Raw genomic sequence first — 20392 nt, forward strand, 5'->3', positions numbered from 1 at the left:
AGAATCTTATCCAAGTAAATAAGGAAATACTATATGACCGATCCACATTAAGGCTACAGCAAGGATCAGATAAAAAAGAAAATATAAAGGCTTGTATTTCCTGGCAGGTTTTGGTGAAGATACTGAAAGACCACTGGTAATACTATTCAACTGCCGGATCTTTTCAGAAAAATCTCCTTTAAGGCTATTCCGGATCTTCTCCATGTTATCCAGAAGATCATCAATTTCTGCAGGGAAGGTTTCGTTTAGAACTTCTTTAACACGTTTGGAGATGGTTGGAGATTTACCATTTGTAGATATAGCTATCTTCAAATTCCCCTTTTGCACAATAGAGCCGAGGTAGAAATCGCATAGTGCCGGCTTATCAGCTACATTTGTTAAGACTCCTCTTTCTTTACATAAGGCATGAATCTCTGCACTGATCTCTTTATCATTGATAGCAACAATAGCGAGATCTATTCCATCCAAGTCGCCGGGGGTAAAAGGTTTTTCAAGATAGGGGATACTGTGTTTCTGAAGAAGGTCTCGTACAGGAGGAAAGATCTCAGAAGCAACGAGCTTTACTTTTGCTTCCGGGCTATTATTTAAAACTGCCGAAAGTTTCTCCTCTCCCACATTTCCGCCACCAACGATCAGTAGGTTTAATTTTTCAAGCTTTAAAAAAACGGGAAAGAGCGTATTCTGCTCTTTCCCGTTTGTATTAGTATTTTGATTACTTTCTGTTATTACAGACATTTAATCGATTTAAATTTCAGTATTAACTAGTTGTGCCTCGCGGAACTCTTTAAGCTGCTGATTGAACAACTTAGATTGCTCCAGGTAATATTGAGCAAACTCTTTAGTTGGTTCATTCTGGTTTAGTTGGTAAACCAACTCGTCAAAAGAAGAGGGAAGGGCAACTTTTCCAGTAGCAACTAATTTCTCGTCGAAATCTTTGACAATACCTGCCTGTGTATTTGTTTTAACTCCTTCTGAAACTAACAATGCTTTAGCTGAATTAATAAAACCAGTATATGCATGGTAAATTGCATCTGAGTAATCAGACTTTGCAAAGGCTTCTTCGCTCCATTGAATTCTTTCTTCCGCTTCGAATAACAGCGTGGCTACAAGGTCAATAAGTACACTAGCACACTCACCTACCCCAATTTCAGGCTTGTAAGGTTCAGTTTGTTCCCAATCGATAAAATCATCCGGAGTGATATTCTCCTGGCTTGCAATGGGGTTCAGCAGTTCGTAGAAGTAAATCTTACCTTGTCTGTTATAGTACTGGTTGTATAATTCACCTTCCTGAGCATTAGCAAAGTAATCATCTAATAACGTACGAAGAACCTGAGGTCCACGTTTGCTGGGAACTTTGATCACTTTCTCTGAAGCAACCCCTGTTCCATTTCCTGTAGGTCCCCCGCCTAATAATACCTGAAGTGCCGGAGCAACCATCTTTCCAACTTTCATACTTGAACCATGAAAACCGATAGCTGCCATGGCATGCTGACCGCAGGAGTTTATACATCCACTAATTTTAATCAGGATGTCTTTATTATAGATCAATTCAGGGTATTCCTCTAAAAGGACCCGTTCTAATTCACGGGTGATACCGGTGCTATTTGAAATACCAAGATTACATGTATCAGTTCCCGGGCAGGAAGTGATATCAATAACGCTCTCAAATCCAGGCTGTGCAAGCCCCAATTCGTTCAATTTCTCGAACAAATAAGGCAGACTCTCCTCGCGTACAAAGCGCAACATTAAACCTTGGGTATTGGTAAGGCGAATATCATCTGCTGCTGTAGTACGAACAATATCAACCAGTTTACGGGCTATCGGAGTTTTAATATCTCCATTTTGCACTCTCACCCCTACAGACACAAAACCTTCCTGCTTCTGAGGATAGATATTTGATTTCAGCCACTGCTGGTATTTAACAGAGTCGGTTATCTCAAGAACAGGAACCTGGTTAGCAGGAAGTACAGGCTGAGGGACATCCCTGTTAATCTTATATTCCTTAACTTTCAGTGCCTTGCGCTCCTGCTCTGCAAGTTCAAGGATCTTGTCTTTTCCAAAATCCTGAATTAGATATTTAAACCTGGCTTTATTACGTTTAGCACGCTCGCCATAGCGGTCAAAGATCCTGATAATTGATTCTGCAAAGGGGATGATTTGATCTTCGTGTATGAATTCAGCTACCTCTTCTGCAATATGAGGCTGAGATCCTAAACCTCCTGCCATTACCACTTTGAATCCGCGGACTTCCTGACCATTCTCTATTTTCAACTTAGGAATGAATCCCAAATCGTGCATAAAGGCAAAACCAGTATCTCTATCAGAAGACGAAAACGCAATTTTAAATTTACGTCCCATATCCTGACAAATAGGATTTCTCAGAAGATACTCAAAGAAAGCTTGAGCATAAGGTGTTATATCAAAGGGTTCTTCCGGGTCAACTCCGGCCATTGCAGAACCTGTTACATTTCTTACTGTATTTCCGCAAGCTTCACGAAGTGTGATGGAATCTTTCTCGAGTTCAGCCCATAGCTCTGGAGTACGTTCCAGACTAACAAAATGTATCTGAATATCCTGACGAGTTGTAATGTGAAGATTTCCTGTAGCAAATTCATCAGAAACATCAGAAATGCGTAACAATTGTGCAGTAGAAACCTTTCCGTATGGTAATTTGATACGTACCATCTGAACTCCCTGTTGACGCTGCCCATAAACACCACGAGCTAATCGTAAGCTTCTGAACTTCTCTTCGTGTATCTTTCCCTCTCTGAACATCCTGATCTTTTTCTCAAGCTCAATGATGTCTTTCTGTACAATGGGGTTTTCCAGTTCAGATCTAAAACTTTGCATTACCTATAGAATTAATATTTGGAACTTCAAAACTACGAATTATAAACCCTTTGCTGAAATTTAAGTTTAAAGACAGAAGCACAGACAGTTAATTATGACATTCTTGATACCAAGGTGGTATTTTCTGTAAAAACATGGTACTAATGGAAAGTGTTAGAAAATAACGAACTGGAATTCTGCCGTTTGCCTCTATTAAAACCAAAACGGTTTGAACATTTTCCACAAATAGATTTACTTTAGATTCAAACACATTAAAAATGACAGAAGTTAACATTCCACGCCTTGATCTTAATGATTATTTACAGGGCAGCGCGGAGCAGAAAAAGCAATTTTCTGAGGATATAGGTAAAGCATTTACGGAGACCGGCTTTGTTACTATTGCTAATCATGGCATGACTAAAGAGCTAATGGATAGACTCTATAGCGAGGTTAAGAATTTTTTCAGCCTGCCTGAAGAAATAAAGCTTAAATATGAAAAAGCAGAGCTGGCAGGACAAAGAGGCTATACCAGTAAGGGTAAAGAAAAAGCGAAAGATTCGAAGACCCCGGATCTCAAAGAATTTTGGCAAAGGGGGCAAACCGTTACAGATGAGGATGTAATCAAAGACATTTACCCTGATAATATAATTGTTGATGAAGTGCCTGGATTTAACGAAGTAACTAAAGAGGTTTACGAACGTTTAGAAACCGCTGGGAAACATTTGCTACGCGCAATTTCTGTTTATCTTGGATTGGACGAGAACTACTTTGATGGCAAAGTACACAATGGGAACTCAATCCTTCGAGCAATTCATTACTTTCCAATCGAAAATCCAGATTCCATCCCTGCGGATGCTGTTAGGGCGGGAGCGCATGAAGACATCAATCTTATTACCTTACTAATTGGAGCGAGTGCAGATGGCCTGGAGGTTTTAACACGAAATGGAGAGTGGTATCCTGTTAAAGCCAATGTAGAAGATATTGTAGTAAACGTTGGAGATATGCTGCAGCGATTAACAAATAACAAGTTGAAATCTACCACGCACCGGGTAGTGAATCCCCCTCGTGAATTAATGAAAACGTCGCGCTATTCCGTTCCTTTCTTTCTTCACCCCAAAAGCGAGATGGACCTGACCTGTCTGGAGAATTGTATCGATGAGCAACATCCGAAAGCCTATCCTGATACTACTGCCGGAGAATATCTTGACGAACGTTTAAGAGAAATCGGTTTAAAGAAATAAGGATTCCAATATCTTTCAATTGATAAAAGGAGCCATTTTAGCAAGATGAATGGCTCCTTTTTTTAATAGCAATGAGGAGTCTTATGAGGAATTGAGAGCTTCTGCTCGCGAGTTTTTTTATCTACATTTAAATGTTTAACAATCATATTCTTACATGTTAACAAGAGAAGAAATTTTTGGATACGAAATAGATCCACAGTATTCCACTTCTGTCGCCTATTTTTCTATGGAATTTGCTATTGACCAGGCTTTAAAGATTTATTCTGGAGGACTTGGATTCTTAGCAGGCTCGCACCTAAGGAGTGCTTATGAAGAAAGACAAAATTTAATAGGAATAGGAATTCTATGGAAGTACGGCTATTACAATCAGGAATGGGATGAGAATGCACATATGAAGGCCTCCTATATTGAAAAAAATTACTCTTTTCTTGAAGACACTGGCATTCTCTTCGATATAGAGGTACACGGCTCGCCAGTTAAAGTGAAAGCCTGGCTCTTACGCCCTCAGGTATTTGGATCGGCTCCCTTATTTTTATTAAGCACTGATGTTCCTGAAAATGATTACTTATCTCAAACCATTACCCGCCGCTTATACGATTCTAATGAAAATACCCGCATTGCCCAATCTATTCTTCTAGGGACAGGTGGAGCCAGGCTTCTGGACATTCTGGGGTTGACACCTGATGTTTACCATATGAATGAAGGCCACTCTGTTTCTTTAAATTTTTATCTCTACTCTAAGTTTAAAAGCTTACCTGAAGTTAATAAGCGTGTTGTCTTTACAACCCATACCCCGGAAGCAGCGGGAAACGAAGAACATCGTTTTGAAAAGCTTAAACAGATGAGCTTTTTTTACCACATGCAGGATCATGAGGTGAAACATTTGCTGGGGATGCATGGTGATAACTTCAATTACACCCTGGCAGCTTTAAAATTTGCGAGAAGGGCTAACGCTGTTTCTAAAATGCATGAGACCGTTTCAAGAGACATGTGGAAAGGTTATTCTGGAATATGCTCGATCAACTCCATTACCAACGCTCAAAATAAAAACTATTGGGCTGATCCGATCTTAGACAAAGCGATTAAAGAGGACAATGACGAGGCAATAATATCGCGAAAAAGAGAGCTTAAAAAAGAGCTATTTAAGGAAGTAGCCAATCAAACCGGGAAACTATTCAGGGACGACATCCTAACTATTGTATGGGCCAGGAGGTTTGCAGCTTATAAGAGGGCAGATTTGCTAATGTATAATTGGGAGCGCTTTATCCAACTGATCAACAACAAAGAGCAGCCGGTACAAGTAATCTGGGCGGGAAAGCCTTATCCTGAAGATTATAATGCTATAGGTCTTTTTAACCATATAATAAACCGTATAAAACCCATCAAGAACGCCGCCGTGCTAACTGGATATGAGCTGGGTCTGTCCGGGATGTTAAAGAAAGGCTCTGACATCTGGCTTAATAATCCCCGACTTTATCGTGAAGCTTCCGGGACAAGTGGCATGTCGGCTGCTATGAATGGTAGCATCAATTGTTCGATCCCGGATGGGTGGATCCCGGAGTTTGCCAGGGATAAGGAAAACTCTTTTGTAGTAGAGCCAGCAGAGGAAGAGCTTAGCCTGGAAGAGCGTGATAAAGTGGAGGCAGTACGATTAATCGACACTGTTGAAAAAGTGGCGGTGCCGATGTATTATAACAACCAGAAAGAATGGTTACAGATCTTAAAGAATGGGGCACATCAAGTAGTTCCAGACTTCGAGTCGGGTAGGATGGTTAAAGAGTATTATGAACTAATGTATAAATACTAGATTGGAAGATCAAAAATTCGTCTCACCGCAAGGGCAACATTCATTGAAGAAATTCCTTAAAGGCTTCACTTATGCCTTTAAGGGAATTCAATATGCCTTTAAAACTCAGATCAATTTCAAGTTTCATACGACAGCCGGAGTGTTCACCATTTTGGCTGGCTATTATTTTAATCTAAATACAGCAGAATGGCTTTGGATAATGGCGGCGGTTTCGTTAGTTCTGATATCCGAGCTATTTAATACTGCCCTAGAGTTACTGGTTGACCTGGTATCGCCTGGATATAATAAAAAAGCAGGGGCAGTTAAAGATCTTGCAAGTGGAGCTGTATTAGTTACCGCTGTATTTGCCCTGGCAGTGGGAGTAATTATATTTCTACCAAAACTTGGCGTAAATTTAAGTCCGTAAGAATTATGCTTCATAAAACCCGGGGAATTGTTTTTAAGGTAACTGACTACTCTGAAAGCAGTGTTGTTGTGCAAATTTTTACTGAAAAGTTTGGACTTCAGTCGTACTTAATTAATGGAGCCAAAAAACCAAGAGCAAAGATCAGATTGAATATGATCCAACCACTTCATCTGCTCGACCTTGTTGTTTACCATAAGCCAAATGGAAATATACAACGTATCTCTGAGTTAAGAAATGCTCCTATTTTTCAAACCATTCCATACGATGTAATTAAAAGCTCGCTTACTATATTCCTTAATGAAGTCTTATATAAAAGTATTAAAGTACATTTTGATGATGAGGCATTATTCGAATTTTTATTTAACTCAATAGAATTATTGGATCGGACAGAAGAAGGTCTAGCAAACTTTCATTTACTATTCCTGATGAATTTGACCAGGTATCTTGGATTTTATCCTGATAAGAAAGGCAAGAATACTGCGGGGTATTTTGATCTTATAAATGGCCATTTCACTGATACGCTTCCCGAACATGCACTTATCCTTCACGATCAGCAACTTGCTGTGTTTAGCCAGCTATTGCAATATAGATACAGCGACCTTCACGAATTGAAGATATCAGGTGAAGACCGCAAAAACTTATTAAGGAATATTTTGAAATACTTTGAGCTACATGTAGAGAACTTCTCCCATATTCAATCTCATGTCGTATTGGAAGAAGTCCTGAATTAGTTTTAGGATGCTATTTTCTCCCGGTCATTAGCCACTTTGTCTATAACGGCTTCAAGTTCATTAAGATCAAATGGTTTCTCGAGATAGGTATCAGCACCAGCTTGTCTGGCAAGTGACTGGATATCGTTATTTGCTGAAAAATAAATAACAGGGATCGTCTTGAGATCTGCCTCTTTCTTAAGTGTCTGGGTAGCTACAACACCGCCTGTGTCTGGAATCCAATTATCCATAAGGATAACTTGTGGCATAAAACCGCGCACTGTTTCTACTATATTATTACAGTGCGAAGAAGTTTGCACCTCCCAACCTTGCTCCTCCAGGATATAGGTACAAATCGATAAAATATCAACATCATCATCGAAAATCAGTACTCGTTTAGACATGTTCAAAAACCTTTGATCTTAAAAAATAATATAAATCCTGATGTATTATACCAAACCAGCCTCCCAAAGAAGATATTGCAGATGTAAGTGTATAACATACAGGAGCCGGAGTTGTTTGGAGTACAACAAAATTATATCTGAAAGAAAACGCCAAAAAAAGCCGCCCTCGGGCAGCTTTATTGTATTTTTTATATTCTATTCGAAATACTCTTTCATTCTCTCAAAGAAACTCTTCTCGTTCTTTCCTGGCTGAGGCCTGAAGTTAGGAGAACTTTGCAGTTTTTCTAACAGCACACGCTCGTCTCTAGAGAGAGCTTTAGGAGTCCAAATATTAACATAAATAAGCTGGTCGCCCCGGTGATAAGAATTAACCTCTGGTAAACCTTTTCCTTTTAAACGCAGGATCTTTCCTCCCTGTGTTCCTGGTTCGATCTTGATCTTGGCCTTTCCATCTATGGTTGGGACTTCAACACTTGCGCCAAGAGCAGCATCAACAAAGCTGATATGAAGATCGTATACTACGTTATTACCTTCTCTCTGCAAAGTCTCATGCTGGATCTCTTCTATAAGAATGATTAGATCTCCGGGAACACCTCCTCTGGGGGCAGCATTTCCTTTTCCGCTCATCGAAAGCTGCATTCCCTCGCTCACACCAGCAGGGATATTGATAGAAATGGTTTCCTCTCCCCTAACCACACCATCGCCATGGCAAACATTACACTTATTAGTAACCTGAGTACCTTCGCCGTTACAGGTAGGACAGGTACTGGTAGTCTGCATTTGTCCGAGAATGGTATTAGTTACCCTACGAACACTTCCAGAACCACCACAGGTATTACAAGTATGGAAAGAAGATTTGTCTTTAGCGCCGGTACCATCGCATGTTCCGCAAACTACCTGTTTAGTAACCTTTATCTTCTTTTCTACACCCTTTGCAATCTCATCAAGAGTAAGCTTAACCTTGATCCTGAGGTTCGTGCCACGTGCAACCCGGCGTCCGCCACGAGACTGGCCGCCACCTCCACCAAAGAAGCTTTCAAAAGGACTTCCACCTCCGAAGATATCCCCGAACTGACTAAAGATATCATCCATGTTCATATGGCCGCCACCATAGCCACCACCAGCACCTGCATGACCAAACTGATCATATCGCTGCTTCTTTTCCGGATTACTCAAAACTTCATAAGCTTCGGCTGCCTCTTTGAACATTTCCTCCGCTTCTTTGTCTCCAGGATTCTTGTCCGGGTGATATTTAATAGCAAGCTTCCGATAAGCTTTTTTAATCTCATCGGCACTCGCGCTTCGGCTTACACCTAAAATATCGTAATAATCTCTTTTAGCCATGTTTTTTATACTGAGTGAATGAGTGAAGGATGGAATGACTGATCCTACGCACCTACAATTACTTTAGCGAAACGGATAACTTTATCGTTAAGGTAATACCCTTTTTCAACTTCATCCACTACTTTTCCCTTCAAATCATCTGACGGAGCGGGAATATTAGTTATTGCCTCGTGAATATCGGCATCGAAAGGATTTCCTTTAGATTCCATCTCTTTAAGGCCTTTATTTGCTAAGGTATTTTTCAGTTTATTATGAACTAAACTAATACCCTCTTTTACCGCAGATACGTCAGTTGCTGATTCCATTGACTTTGAAGCTCTTTCAAAATCATCGAGGATGGATAACATATCAACAATTACATCTTTACCAGCAGTCTGAAGTAGTTCCACACGTTCTTTTGAAGTACGCCTTTTATAGTTGTCAAACTCGGCATATAAACGAAGATATTTATCGTTTGCTTCTGCCAATTCAGCACGTAATTTTTCTTCTCCTGAAACTTCCTCAGCACCTTTATTTTCTGCAGTTTCAGCCTCGTTACTATCTGTTATCGTTTCTTTTATTTCCTCTTGTTCCTGATTCATCTCTTTATTATTCTGATTTTCAAGATTTTCCTGTGATTCTTGCTGTTTTTTCTTCTTGTTTCCGAACATGTCTAAAGATGTTACAAAGCCCTTACCGGCAAATAATTTGCCAGTTCATTATAAACAGTCATACTGTCAGTTGATCGTAATTCTCTATTTGTCAGTTAGCTAGCCAATCGTAGCGTCTTCAATTACTTTGCCATTTTCGCACTTAATAATCCTTGAGGGAAATGTGCGTATGATATGATAATCATGGGTGGCCATGATCACCGCGGTTCCAGAGCGACTGATTTCCTTTAGTAACAGCATAATCTCTTCCGAAGTCTCCGGATCAAGGTTTCCAGTAGGTTCATCTGCCAGGATCATCTCGGGATCATTGAGTAATGCGCGTGCAATTACGACACGTTGCTGCTCTCCGCCTGACAGTTCGTGAGGCATCTTTTTTAGCTTAGAGCGTAGTCCGACCTTCTCTAATACATCGCGGGTACGTTCAGCAATTTTAGTTTTATCCTTCCAGCCTGTTGCATTAAGGACAAACTTCATATTATCTTCAATTGTACGGTCGGTAAGAAGTTGAAAATCCTGGAATACAATTCCAAGTTTTCTTCTCAGATAAGGAACTTCTTTGTCTGAAAGTTTCTTCAGGTCATAACCTCCTGCGTGTCCTTCTCCTGAAGCAATATGAAGATCACCATAGATGACCTTTAACAAGCTGCTTTTACCCGAACCAGTTTGCCCGATCAGAAATACAAACTCTCCCTTGTCGATGCGAAGATTTACATTAGAAAGTACTAAATGGGTTTGCTGATATATGTCTACGCTCTGTAGCTGTATTACTGTATTTCCAATCATTTTAAAGTTCCAATTTTAGAATTTTGCCGAAGGGCAGATCTTTAATTAAATCCATGATATACTCGGACTTGTCACCTAAGCCAATTTTATCCAGAGATTTATCCGGTCTATCAACTCTAAAATATGCCAGCAAAGTAAACTTCTCGTCGCGTAACTGAACGTAGTCAGGAATTTTGGCAACGCCTTTCACTTTGATGATATACATGGAGCCAAAGTTAGGATTTTCCACCGACTGATCGATTTATAATTTCCTTAAAAAGTCGAGCGTATTAACCCCGTCTGCGTAATCCCATAAATCCGGAGCCTGGCTTTTACCGAATCCTACGGAAGGAACTGCAAGATTCAATTGCTTTTGAGACACTACAACTTGAATTTCATCAGCTACAGAATTAATATGCTTTGTCACCTCATCCAGGTTCTTGTACCGTTGGTAAAATAAAACGGCCAGAGGTGAGGTCATTGAGGCGTCTTCTTTTAATAATAAAAATCCGTTATCCAGATGGTCATTCCTGTTCACAAGGTAAATTGATTTATTATAATCGTAGTTGTTATTATACTTATGATTATCTCCTACCGACTTGAAAGACTGAATAGCCTCAAAGAACAGATCGAAATTATAAGATTCAGGAACAAACAGCTTTGATACATTCCTGCATCCCAAACCAAAATAACGGAATATATCTTCCCCTAACCTACCCAAATCTTCTTTTGACTCTAACCCGTCAAGAATTGCCACACTGTTCCTGTTCTTTCTGATAATGTTAGGTACTTTTCCAAAATAATAATCGAAATATCTGGAAGTATTATTACTGCCTGTTGCAATAACAGCATCAAAACCCTCCAGGCGATCAACCAACACTATTTGCTCCTGAAAATCAGGATCTAACTCAGCTAATTTTTGCAGAATATGAGGAATAAGGATTTTATCCTGTGAAGACAGTTTAATCATAGCCGTATGGCCTGCAGCCAGAACAGTAACAATATCATGGAATCCCACCATTGGAATGTTCCCTGCTAAAACTAAGCCTACCTTCTTTTTTTCAAATACGGCAGGATCCTTATCTCCCAGCCATATTTGAAGGTCTTTTTCATTGAGTGCATGTCCCCAGGCCCGAACAGCTTTCACTGTTTCTTCGGGGGTAAACCAACCATTGGAAAACTGAGCAGAATATATGATGCGATCTAACTTCTCGTCGGGCGCTAAAAGATACTCTCCCAGACTGCTGAAGGCTTTTTTTCGTTGCTGTAGTGTCAAAATGAAACTCGTTAAAATAATGTTGGCCGATATTGCTATATTTGCATTGTTTTTGTATCGGCTTAATAAGATACAAAATTAAGTTAAGGAAAAGACTTTTAGAACATGGCGATTAAAATAACAGACGAATGCATAAACTGCGGAGCTTGTGAGCCGGAATGCCCTAATAATGCAATTTATGATGCAGGTGTTGCATGGCGTTTTTCTGACGGTACAGCTTTAAAAGGCGTTATTGATTTTGGTGATGGAACGACTCTTAATGCAGAAGAGGCACAGGCAGCTATCTCGGACGAGTTTTACTATATAGTTTCAGACAAGTGTACAGAGTGTAAAGGATTTCACGATGAACCTCAGTGTGCTGCTGTATGCCCTGTAGACTGTTGTGTAGATGATGAAGATGTTCGTGAAACAGAAGAAGAACTACTTGCTAAGAAAGCGTGGCTTCACATGGAAGAGTAAGTTAAAAAGACAAGATAAAATAAAAAAAGGCAGCTTTTCAGTTGCCTTTTTTTATTTTTATACGTTTTTAAGCTTATTCTGCAACTAGCTGTGTGCATATTGCTTTTCAAGGTTTTGAATATTCCTCAAACATTCATGAATGGCTTCCCGCTGAGAAACAAGCTCCTGACGTAATTCATAAGTCAGGTTTCCATCAGTGAGAACTTCATCATAAGCTTTCATAGCAGACGTTTCACCTGTAATTGCTGCTCCTAAAACTGCTGAATTATCATTAGGAGTTAAAGCAGTTTTAATATCAATCCAGGTTCTGTGCAAAACACCCAGAGGTCCGCCGTGTTGATTATCTGCATCTCCACCGAACTGACGAATGAAGCTTTTCATCTCCATTTCAAATTCAGCTCTTTGAATTGAGTACGTTGTAAACAGCGCCCTTAATTCGGGGGAATCAGCATTTTCAGCTGCGTTCTTATACCCCTCTTTACCATCATTAATAATAGACAGGAGATGCGTTAGATTTTCAACTATCTTTTTATTACTTTCCATAGTGCCTCCTTGTTATTCCTGTTCAGAACTGGCTGCTTGATTAACAAAGCTTTCGGCAATCTGTGTTAATTTAACGTCTGTACTTTTTTCTTCCTCTAAAGTTTGAGCTAATAAATCCGCAGCTTCAGCAAGGCCAATAGTATTAGCTAAGGTCCTAAGTGTTCCGTAAGAAGCGATTTCATAATGCTCGATTTTCTGAGCACAAGAAATCAGAGCAGCATCACGTGTCATTGTACCATCTTCTGTATCTTCAAGCATGCCCTTAGCTTCTTCTACAAGGCCTTCCATAGCTTCGCATTTTTTACCTGCAGCTTTAACTCCAAGAATTTCGAAAACCTGCTCAAGACGGGAGATTTGATTCTCTGTTTCAGTAAGATGTTGCTCAAATGCAGCACGTAATTCTTCAGAAGTAGCACTCTTTGCCAATTTCGGCATCGACTTGGCCAGATGCTTCTCTGCCCAATAAATATCTTTTAACTCGTCCTTAAAAAGGTTTTTTAATCCTGTTTCTTCAGTACTTGGTGTGTTGTTTTTTGATTCTTGATTTTTCATAGTAGTAAGTTTTTAATAGGTTTTAAACCTGATTGCAGAGATTCTAACACGATGAAGAATAAAGAGTTTTTATAAAATCACTTAAACTTAATTAGTTAAAGAATTCTTCCCGAAAGTTAAATCTCCTCTCAGCTACAAAATCTCCACAGTACTTTTCTCGCATGCTTTTAAATTTGACTCGAAAACCTTTTTAATCGGAAACTTTCTTGCAATTGAATGGTGACGACTGGAAGACAGGAAATATTGAGAGCGTGTTCATTTTCTTGGGGAGATCTTGGTACACTGCCCGCCCCTTGATGTAGTACTAGTCCCTGGATGCTTTCGTCTGAATGGAAAAAATTTGCTTGAAAACTTTTTTTAATAAAACCTAAGGAAAAAGGGAACCCTATAACAAATAAAGCGTAAAAGGGTTTCAACTTTATTGTAAAAAAACATTATTATTGAAACGTAAAAGCCTTTATTAAATGCGCAAATTTTCCTTTCAGCAGCAAGTCCTTACGGGCTTCGTTATTACCTTATCTGCAATTTTCACTCTTGTATTTCTGATATATTACAAGATTAACACTATTGAATCAGTGGCCGTTGGAGTGGACCAAAGTGAGCAAGTACTGTATCATACAGGTTTACTAAGATCTCAGCTAACTGAGGCAGAAACTAGCCAAAGAGGCTATGTGATATCCAATTTACCTCGTTTTGTTGAACGCTTCAATTATTCCCTTCACGAAGTGGAGCCTACTTTACAGAAAGTAAAGGGCATATTAGAAGAATCTGACGAAAAAGACCTGTCTCACCTTTCGGACGCCGACTCGCTCGCAAAGTATGTGATTCTTAAGGTGAATCATATGCAAAAAGTTCTAACCGCCTTTCAGGAAAATGGTTTAGCAGCAGCAAAAGAAGATATAAGCGATCCTAAAGGGAAACTTTATAAAGATAAGGTTTACTCTTACCTTAATAAGATTGATGATCGTGAAGAACGCCAGAAAAAAGAGGGGAATATGGAAATTGACGGGCATGTTCACAACATGATGGTGATTATTTCAGCCGGGTGTTTCATAATCCTTTGCCTTGTCTTAGTATTATTTAACTATATAAGAAACTCTTTCCAACTACAAAAAGCCGCAGCGGTAGACGCATTAGAGAATCACAACCGTTTGGCCGAGATCACCAGAAAAAGTGAAAGGCAGAATTGGCTTCTGGAAGGTGCTGTCCATGTTGATGCTGCTATGCGTGGTGCACAAACTACAGAGGAAAGATGCCAAACCCTTATCGTTGCCTTATCCAAAATATTAAAGGCTGATCTAGGTGTTCTATATACTGCTGATGCATCTGAAAAACAACTAAGCCTCAAAGGAGCATATGGCTTTCCAATGGAAGCCGCTAAAAAAATATTAAAGCCAGAGGAAGGCCTGATCGGACAAACTCTTACACAAAGGGAAGGAATGTTATTTACCAATATTCCTCACGACTATATTAAGGTTGCTTCTGGCCTAGGGAACTCTACTGCTAAATCAATATTTGTTCAACCTGTCTATAATAATGATAAGTTGAAAGGGATCATTGAGGTCGCTTTCATCAATGAAGCGAATCCGGATACTGCTGAGTTTCTTGGGAATGTTGTTCATAGTATTGGTGTGGCGTTGTCTGCAGCAGAAGCAAGAGTAGAGATGATGAAGCTTTTCGAACAGACCCAACAACAGGCTGAAGAGCTTGAAAGCCAGCATGAAGAGTTACGTACTACGAATGAAGAATTAACCCGCAAAACCCAGCAACTTCAGGCTTCTGAAGAAGAATTGATGGTTCAGCAAGAAGAGTTAAGACAAGCTAACTCTGAACTTGAGGAAAAAGCAGAGCTTCTTGAAGAACGGAATAAGGCTATTGAGGAAGCGAACAGGGCAATACAGGTTAAAGCAGAGGAAGTGGAGCAAACTAGTAAGTACAAATCTGAGTTCCTGGCCAATATGAGTCACGAATTAAGAACGCCACTTAACAGTATCCTTATCCTTGCAAAAATCCTCAGAGAAAACAAGCAGAAAACACTTACAGAGGAGCAAATAAAGTATGCAGGAGTTATTCATACTGCAGGAAGTGATCTTCTTAACCTCATAAACGATATCCTGGATCTGTCTAAGATAGAATCCGGAAAAGTAGACCTAACGCTAGAAGAAGTAAGCATCCGGGAGATGAAAGTGGATGCTGAGCTACTATTTAATGAAGTTGCGAAAACGAAGAAAGTAAACTTTGCTTACAACATACGGGAAGGAGCACCTCTTCAGATTGTTTCTGACCGTCAAAGGATTGAACAGATCGTTAAGAACTTATTATCCAACGCATTCAAGTTCACTCCGGAAAGTGGGAATGTTACGGTAGATGTTGAACTGGCACAAGGAGTAGAATTCCAGAATGAAGCCTTAAAGCAAGCTGAAGCAGTTATCGCATTTAATGTTAAGGACACTGGTATTGGAATTCCAGTGGACAAACAAAGAGCGATATTTGAAGCGTTCCAGCAAGCGGATGGTTCAACCAGCAGGAAGTACGGAGGTACAGGTCTAGGCCTTTCGATCAGCAGGGAACTTGCTAACTTACTTAAGGGAGAGATTAAATTAGTGAGTGAACCTGGAGTAGGAAGTACCTTCACCTTATATCTTCCAGCAACCTTGGCGGAAACTGCGAAGGCAGACAGTCCACAGGCAGCCCCGGCAGTAACAGCTCCGGCACCAGTACCGGCAGTTGCCCAGCCCGCGAAACCTGTACCAGTGATTGAAAAAAGCACTGCAGGAAAAGCCAAACTTCCTGAAACAGAAAAAGAGTATACCCTTCTTATCATTGAAGACGATCCAAACTTCGCTGAAATCCTTAAGGATTACGCAACAGAAAGAGGCTTTAAACCTATTGTAGCAAATCAGGGCGACACGGGTCTGGAAATGGCTCGTACGCAAAAGCCGGATGCGATTGTCCTTGACATTATGCTTCCTGTAATGGATGGCTGGAGTGTATTGAAAAAGTTAAAGGAAGATGCCGAGACGTATAAGATCCCAGTACATTTAATGTCTGCTAAAGACGAAACAAGCTCTAAAGCGAGAATGGAGGGAGCTATTGGTTTCCTTAAAAAGCCTGTTGATAAAGACCAGTTGGATCATGCGTTCGATATTCTTATTGAGGATAGTGGAAAGGTTAAGATCAACAGAGTACTTCTTGTGGAAGATCAGAGAATTCAAAGTGATGCGCTTACCAATCAGCTCCTATCTAAACAGGTTGACGTAAAGCAAGCCTTTGACGGGGAGGAGACGATGCGCATTCTGCATGAGGATCAGAACTTCGACTGCATCATTCTTGACCTTAAACTTCCAGATATTTCAGGCCTGGACTTGCTAGAGAAAATCAAAAGCTTTGATACCCTGGTAAAAATCCCTGTAGTGATAAATACAGCTATGGAATTAGATCAGGAGAGCATGTCGCGAGTAATGAAATACACTCATGCCATGGTCTTGAAAAGCAATAAGTCTAACGACCGTTTATTAGATGAGGTTAATCTTTTCATGAACAAGATCAGAACAACCCCTCAGAGTAATAATCAGGAAAATAATACACAGGCACCAGCACCGAAACTTACAAACACTGTAACTATTGAAGGTGCACTGAAAAATAAATCTGTGCTGATTGTAGACGACGATATGAGAAATATCTTCGCGTTGACAAGCGCTTTGCAAGAATACGACTTCGAAATAGAGATTGCGAACAATGGACATGAAGCACTTAAGAAGTTAGATGAAAAACCTAGCACGGATATTGTACTTATGGACATCATGATGCCAGAAATGGATGGATATGAAGCAATGTCACATATTAGAAAACAAAACCGCTTCAATAAGTTACCAATTATCGCCCTTACTGCAAAAGCAATGAAGAACGACCGTGAGAAATGTATTGAGGCGGGTGCAAACGATTATATTTCAAAGCCGGTAGATATTGACAAATTAATCTCCATGATGAGAGTTTGGTTAAGCTAAGGAAAAGCGTAAGATGCAGGAATTTACCAATACGGAAACAATATCATTTGAACAACTAGATGAATTAGTGCTGTGGATCAATAAGATCCACGGCTTTAATTTTACGGGATACTCGCGGGCTTCTTTGAAACGAAGAGTAACTCGAATAATGGAACTGAGAGGTCTTTCGCTGTTTGACCTGAAATCTTTGCTGGTAAATGATTTTAACTTTCTAGAAGAGTTTATCATAGAGATCACAGTTAATGTTACAGAAATGTTCCGTGACCCTACGTTCTACAGGGCTCTGAGGGAAAAGGTATTACCCTACCTGGCCTCTTTTCAGAGAATTAAAGTATGGAATGCAGGATGTTCAACAGGGGAAGAATTATACTCCTTTGCCATTCTTTTGTCTCTCGAGAAATTGTACAACAGAGCTTTCCTTTATGGCACAGATATCAATACTTATGTATTAGATATTGCGAAGAAAGGGATTTACGATCTTAAGCAGATGAAGGTATATTCTGAGAACTACATGGCCACAGGAGCAACCGGAACGCTAGCGGATTTTTATACTGCAGAGTATGATGCTGCCAGTATTAACCATAGCCTAAAGAAGAACACGCTTTTTTCGGTACATAATCTTGTTTCTGACGGTGTATTTAATGAGTTTCAGTTGATATCCTGCAGAAATGTTTTGATCTACTTCAATGTAGAATTACAAAAACAAGTTTTAAACCTATTTTATGAAAGTTTATGTCCTTTCGGCTTCCTATGCCTTGGAGCAAAAGAATCTATGAGAGATTTGGACCTGTTGAAAAAATTTAAAATAGTGGATAAAACTGAAAATATTTACCAAAAAATTGCTTAATCTTACTTCAAATATAATTAGCAAGATCCAAAATGCAGAAATCCTCCTCATAGGATGTTCAGCAGGTGGATTTAATTTAGTATATGAGTTGGTTGCAAGCCTTCCGGCAAAGTTTCCATTACCAGTTATCGTAATTATTCATCGCAGCAGGAAGTACAAATCTTCAATGGAAGATTTGCTTGATAGTAAATCACGCATACAGGTAAAATTGTCAGAAGATAAAGAAAATGTTAAAAAAGGATGTGTGTATTTTGCTCCTCCTGATTACCATTTACTTTTAGAACCAGAAGGATGTTTTTCATTAGACAGCTCTGAACCCGTTTTATTTTCCCGGCCGTCAATAGACGTAACATTTAAAAGTGTGGCAGATGTATACAACGATAAAGTAATTGCCATGCTGCTTTCGGGAGCAAACGAAGATGGAGCTGATGGTCTTTGCTACATTCATGATAAGGGGGGATTAGTGATAGTTCAAGATCCCGACAGTGCAGAAGTTAGGAGAATGCCAGAGGCCGCATTAACGCGATGTAAAGGAGGTTTGGTTTTGAATAACCCTGACATTTTCACCTTTTTAAAAAGCATAGCCACCAATAGAAAGTAATAGAACAAATGGATAAAGTTAATTTGCTGATTGTTGATGATAAGCCTGAGAACATTGTGGCTTTAGAGGCTTTATTACAGCGAAGCGATATTAATCTTGTTACTACAACTTCTCCAAACGAAGCTCTCAAAATCTGCTGGGAACAAGATATTCCTATTGCCTTAGTTGATGTTCAAATGCCGGAGATGGACGGATTTGAACTAGTTGAAATACTAAAAAGCAATCCGAGGACACGCGAAATACTAGTCATATTTGTAACGGCTATCTCTACAGAATCGAAATATGCAGTGAGAGGCCTGGCAGCTGGTGCAGTAGACTACTTGTATAAGCCACTAGAGCCTACTATTACTACAGCCAAGGTTGATTCCTTTATTCAGATCGTCAGAACCCAAAGGGAGATAAAACGGAAGAATGCGGAGCTCGAAAGTTATCAAACAGAGCTTATAAAAGCTAAAGAAGCGGCAGAACAGGCAAAGCAAGTTAAAGAACGGTTTCTAGCGAATATGAGCCATGAACTAAGAACACCTATTAACGGAATCCTTGGAATATCTCACCTGCTTCAGAACACGAATCTTGACGACGAACAAAGAAAGTGCGTAGACCTTCTTAAAGTTTCGTCAGAAGCCCTGTTAGGTGTAATTAATGACGTTCTCGATATATCCAAAATTGAGGCAGGAAAACTGAAGATAGTAGAAACTGAGATCAATCTAACCAATCTGGCTAAATCAGTTGGAGACCTAATGAAATTCAGGTCGGACGAAAAAGGCATTAAACTAAATGTAAACTTTGTTGGTGCTCTTCCTAAGCTTGTGATGGCAGACGGCTTACGAATTAATCAAATCCTGATGAACCTCTTAAGTAATGGTATCAAATTCACAGACAAAGGTGCAGTTGATCTAACTTTAAAAGTTCATTCAAAAGAAGAAAAACGGATCCAGGTTGAATTTGCAGTAACGGATTCAGGAATAGGAATCTCACAAGAGCGAATTGATAAGATCTTTGAATCATTTGAACAAGCTTCTGATGACACGTCGCACAAGTATGGTGGAACAGGATTAGGCTTATCCATTGTTAAGCAACTGGTATACTTAATGGGAGGAACTCTTAATGTTACCAGCACAGAGGGCGTGGGAAGTACTTTCGCTTTCACAAATTGGTATGAAATTGTTGATGCCCAGGCGAACGAAGCGACTCCAAAACTAGGTGTAAATGAGCTGACGAAATTTGAGAATGTATCTGTCCTTGTTGCTGAGGACAATACCATAAATCAATTCATGATAAGAAAGGTCCTTAATAATTGGGGTCTGCAGGTAGAGATCGTAGAAAACGGAGAATTAGCCATAGAAGCAGTTAAGAACAATCATTTTGATATTATCCTTATGGATACGCATATGCCTGTTTTAGGTGGATTTGAAGCTACAAGGAGGATAAGGACAGAATTACCGGAAGAAATAAGCACCATACCGATCATATCTCTTTCTGCAGCAGTTTTAGAGGAAGAGAAACAGCTGGCATACGACTCGGGAGTGAATGCGATCGTAACCAAACCATTTGATCTAACAGTACTCCATCAAACGATAGAAGCATTAGTTAACAAACATAAAGTTGCAAAGGCATCTGAAATCTGATTATCAGTATTTTAAGACCCGGATCTTGATTCAGGATACAATAAGGTAGGATCCTAAATAAAAAAAAATAAAAAAAAGTTCCTTCAAAATTTGGACTTTCAAAACTAAACACTACTTTTGCAGTCCCAAACAACGGGAAACACCTAATGCGGAAGTGGCGTAATTGGTAGCCGCACCAGACTTAGGATCTGGCGCCGCGAGGCGTGGGGGTTCGAGTCCCTTCTTCCGCACTTGACTAAAGCAGACTGAAAAGTCTGCTTTTTTTATTTACCCACAACCCCACTCTAGTTCAATCCCTCAAAGCTTATAGAAATCACAGATTTATA

Annotated in this window: 19 protein-coding genes and 1 tRNA gene; 10 read left to right on the plus strand and 10 right to left on the minus strand. The window is 39.7% G+C overall.

Features of this window, described 5'->3' with window-relative positions; all coding sequences use genetic code 11:
• Window positions 1-6 precede the first annotated feature (6 nt).
• On the minus strand, window positions 7-735 hold the full coding sequence (locus J4N24_RS22690; protein ID WP_207536037.1) for a precorrin-2 dehydrogenase/sirohydrochlorin ferrochelatase family protein: 729 nt from the start codon (window positions 733-735) through the stop codon (window positions 7-9).
• A 9-nt stretch (window positions 736-744) separates the two neighbouring features.
• Window positions 745-2850, minus strand: a complete 2106-nt coding sequence (locus J4N24_RS22695; protein ID WP_207536038.1) for a ferredoxin-like domain-containing protein — start codon at window positions 2848-2850, stop codon at window positions 745-747.
• A gap of 257 nt (window positions 2851-3107) precedes the next feature.
• Here J4N24_RS22695 and J4N24_RS22700 point away from each other — a divergent pair, with 257 nt between their 5' ends.
• The 4 genes from J4N24_RS22700 to recO all read left to right on the plus strand — a co-directional run bounded on the left by J4N24_RS22700 (window position 3108) and on the right by recO (window position 7014).
• On the plus strand, window positions 3108-4070 hold the full coding sequence (locus J4N24_RS22700) for an isopenicillin N synthase family dioxygenase (RefSeq protein WP_207536039.1): 963 nt from the start codon (window positions 3108-3110) through the stop codon (window positions 4068-4070).
• A gap of 154 nt (window positions 4071-4224) precedes the next feature.
• Complete coding sequence (gene glgP, locus J4N24_RS22705; RefSeq protein ID WP_207536040.1) at window positions 4225-5877, plus strand: alpha-glucan family phosphorylase; 1653 nt, start codon at window positions 4225-4227, stop codon at window positions 5875-5877.
• Window position 5878: 1 nt separating this feature from the next.
• Window positions 5879-6283 carry a diacylglycerol kinase family protein gene (locus tag J4N24_RS22710; protein WP_242691776.1) on the plus strand — a complete coding sequence of 135 codons (405 nt, stop codon included), beginning with the start codon at window positions 5879-5881 and terminating at the stop codon, window positions 6281-6283.
• A gap of 5 nt (window positions 6284-6288) precedes the next feature.
• The gene (recO, locus tag J4N24_RS22715; RefSeq protein WP_207536041.1) at window positions 6289-7014 is read left to right on the plus strand and encodes a DNA repair protein RecO; all 726 of its coding nucleotides are present in this window, start codon (window positions 6289-6291) and stop codon (window positions 7012-7014) included.
• A 2-nt stretch (window positions 7015-7016) separates the two neighbouring features.
• Here recO and J4N24_RS22720 read toward each other — a convergent pair whose 3' ends face one another.
• The 6 genes from J4N24_RS22720 to J4N24_RS22745 form a co-directional block, all read right to left on the minus strand.
• Window positions 7017-7397, minus strand: coding sequence for a response regulator (locus J4N24_RS22720; RefSeq protein WP_207536042.1), 381 nt, complete (start codon window positions 7395-7397; stop codon window positions 7017-7019).
• Between the two features lie 195 nt (window positions 7398-7592).
• A complete protein-coding gene (gene dnaJ, locus J4N24_RS22725; protein WP_207536043.1) occupies window positions 7593-8741 on the minus strand; it encodes a molecular chaperone DnaJ in 1149 nt (382 codons plus the stop codon).
• Between the two features lie 44 nt (window positions 8742-8785).
• The gene (locus J4N24_RS22730) at window positions 8786-9391 is read right to left on the minus strand and encodes a nucleotide exchange factor GrpE (RefSeq protein ID WP_207536044.1); all 606 of its coding nucleotides are present in this window, start codon (window positions 9389-9391) and stop codon (window positions 8786-8788) included.
• Window positions 9392-9490: 99 nt separating this feature from the next.
• Complete coding sequence (locus J4N24_RS22735; RefSeq protein ID WP_207536045.1) at window positions 9491-10174, minus strand: cell division ATP-binding protein FtsE; 684 nt, start codon at window positions 10172-10174, stop codon at window positions 9491-9493.
• Between the two features lies 1 nt (window position 10175).
• Window positions 10176-10379: a fructose-6-phosphate aldolase gene (locus J4N24_RS22740; RefSeq protein ID WP_207536118.1), complete on the minus strand. Its 204-nt coding sequence runs from the start codon at window positions 10377-10379 to the stop codon at window positions 10176-10178.
• A 36-nt stretch (window positions 10380-10415) separates the two neighbouring features.
• Window positions 10416-11429 carry an acyl-CoA reductase gene (locus J4N24_RS22745; RefSeq protein WP_207536046.1) on the minus strand — a complete coding sequence of 338 codons (1014 nt, stop codon included), beginning with the start codon at window positions 11427-11429 and terminating at the stop codon, window positions 10416-10418.
• A gap of 105 nt (window positions 11430-11534) precedes the next feature.
• Here J4N24_RS22745 and J4N24_RS22750 point away from each other — a divergent pair, with 105 nt between their 5' ends.
• On the plus strand, window positions 11535-11888 hold the full coding sequence (locus J4N24_RS22750; RefSeq protein WP_207536047.1) for a 4Fe-4S binding protein: 354 nt from the start codon (window positions 11535-11537) through the stop codon (window positions 11886-11888).
• Between the two features lie 84 nt (window positions 11889-11972).
• On the opposite strand, the gene J4N24_RS22755 is transcribed toward J4N24_RS22750, so the two are convergent.
• Window positions 11973-12431: a ferritin-like domain-containing protein gene (locus tag J4N24_RS22755; RefSeq protein WP_207536048.1), complete on the minus strand. Its 459-nt coding sequence runs from the start codon at window positions 12429-12431 to the stop codon at window positions 11973-11975.
• 12 nt (window positions 12432-12443) lie between these two features.
• The gene (locus J4N24_RS22760; RefSeq protein WP_207536049.1) at window positions 12444-12983 is read right to left on the minus strand and encodes a YciE/YciF ferroxidase family protein; all 540 of its coding nucleotides are present in this window, start codon (window positions 12981-12983) and stop codon (window positions 12444-12446) included.
• A 464-nt stretch (window positions 12984-13447) separates the two neighbouring features.
• Between J4N24_RS22760 and J4N24_RS22765 the strand changes: the two genes are divergently transcribed.
• The 5 genes from J4N24_RS22765 (at window position 13448) to J4N24_RS22785 (ending at window position 20296) form a co-directional block, all read left to right on the plus strand.
• A complete protein-coding gene (locus J4N24_RS22765) occupies window positions 13448-16990 on the plus strand; it encodes a response regulator (RefSeq protein WP_207536050.1) in 3543 nt (1180 codons plus the stop codon).
• A 13-nt stretch (window positions 16991-17003) separates the two neighbouring features.
• Entirely contained in the window at window positions 17004-17837 is an 834-nt protein-coding gene (locus tag J4N24_RS22770; RefSeq protein WP_207536051.1) for a CheR family methyltransferase, read from the plus strand.
• Window positions 17830-18438, plus strand: coding sequence for a chemotaxis protein CheB (locus J4N24_RS22775; RefSeq protein ID WP_207536052.1), 609 nt, complete (start codon window positions 17830-17832; stop codon window positions 18436-18438). Before J4N24_RS22770 ends, J4N24_RS22775 begins: the two co-directional genes overlap by 8 nt.
• A gap of 8 nt (window positions 18439-18446) precedes the next feature.
• Window positions 18447-20066: a hybrid sensor histidine kinase/response regulator gene (locus J4N24_RS22780; protein ID WP_207536053.1), complete on the plus strand. Its 1620-nt coding sequence runs from the start codon at window positions 18447-18449 to the stop codon at window positions 20064-20066.
• Window positions 20067-20214: 148 nt separating this feature from the next.
• Window positions 20215-20296 (plus strand) — tRNA-Leu (locus J4N24_RS22785).
• Window positions 20297-20392: the final 96 nt, after the last annotated feature.

Source organism: Desertivirga arenae (genome assembly GCF_017355785.1).
In the GTDB taxonomy this organism is placed as follows: Bacteria; Bacteroidota; Bacteroidia; order Sphingobacteriales; family Sphingobacteriaceae; genus Desertivirga; species Desertivirga arenae.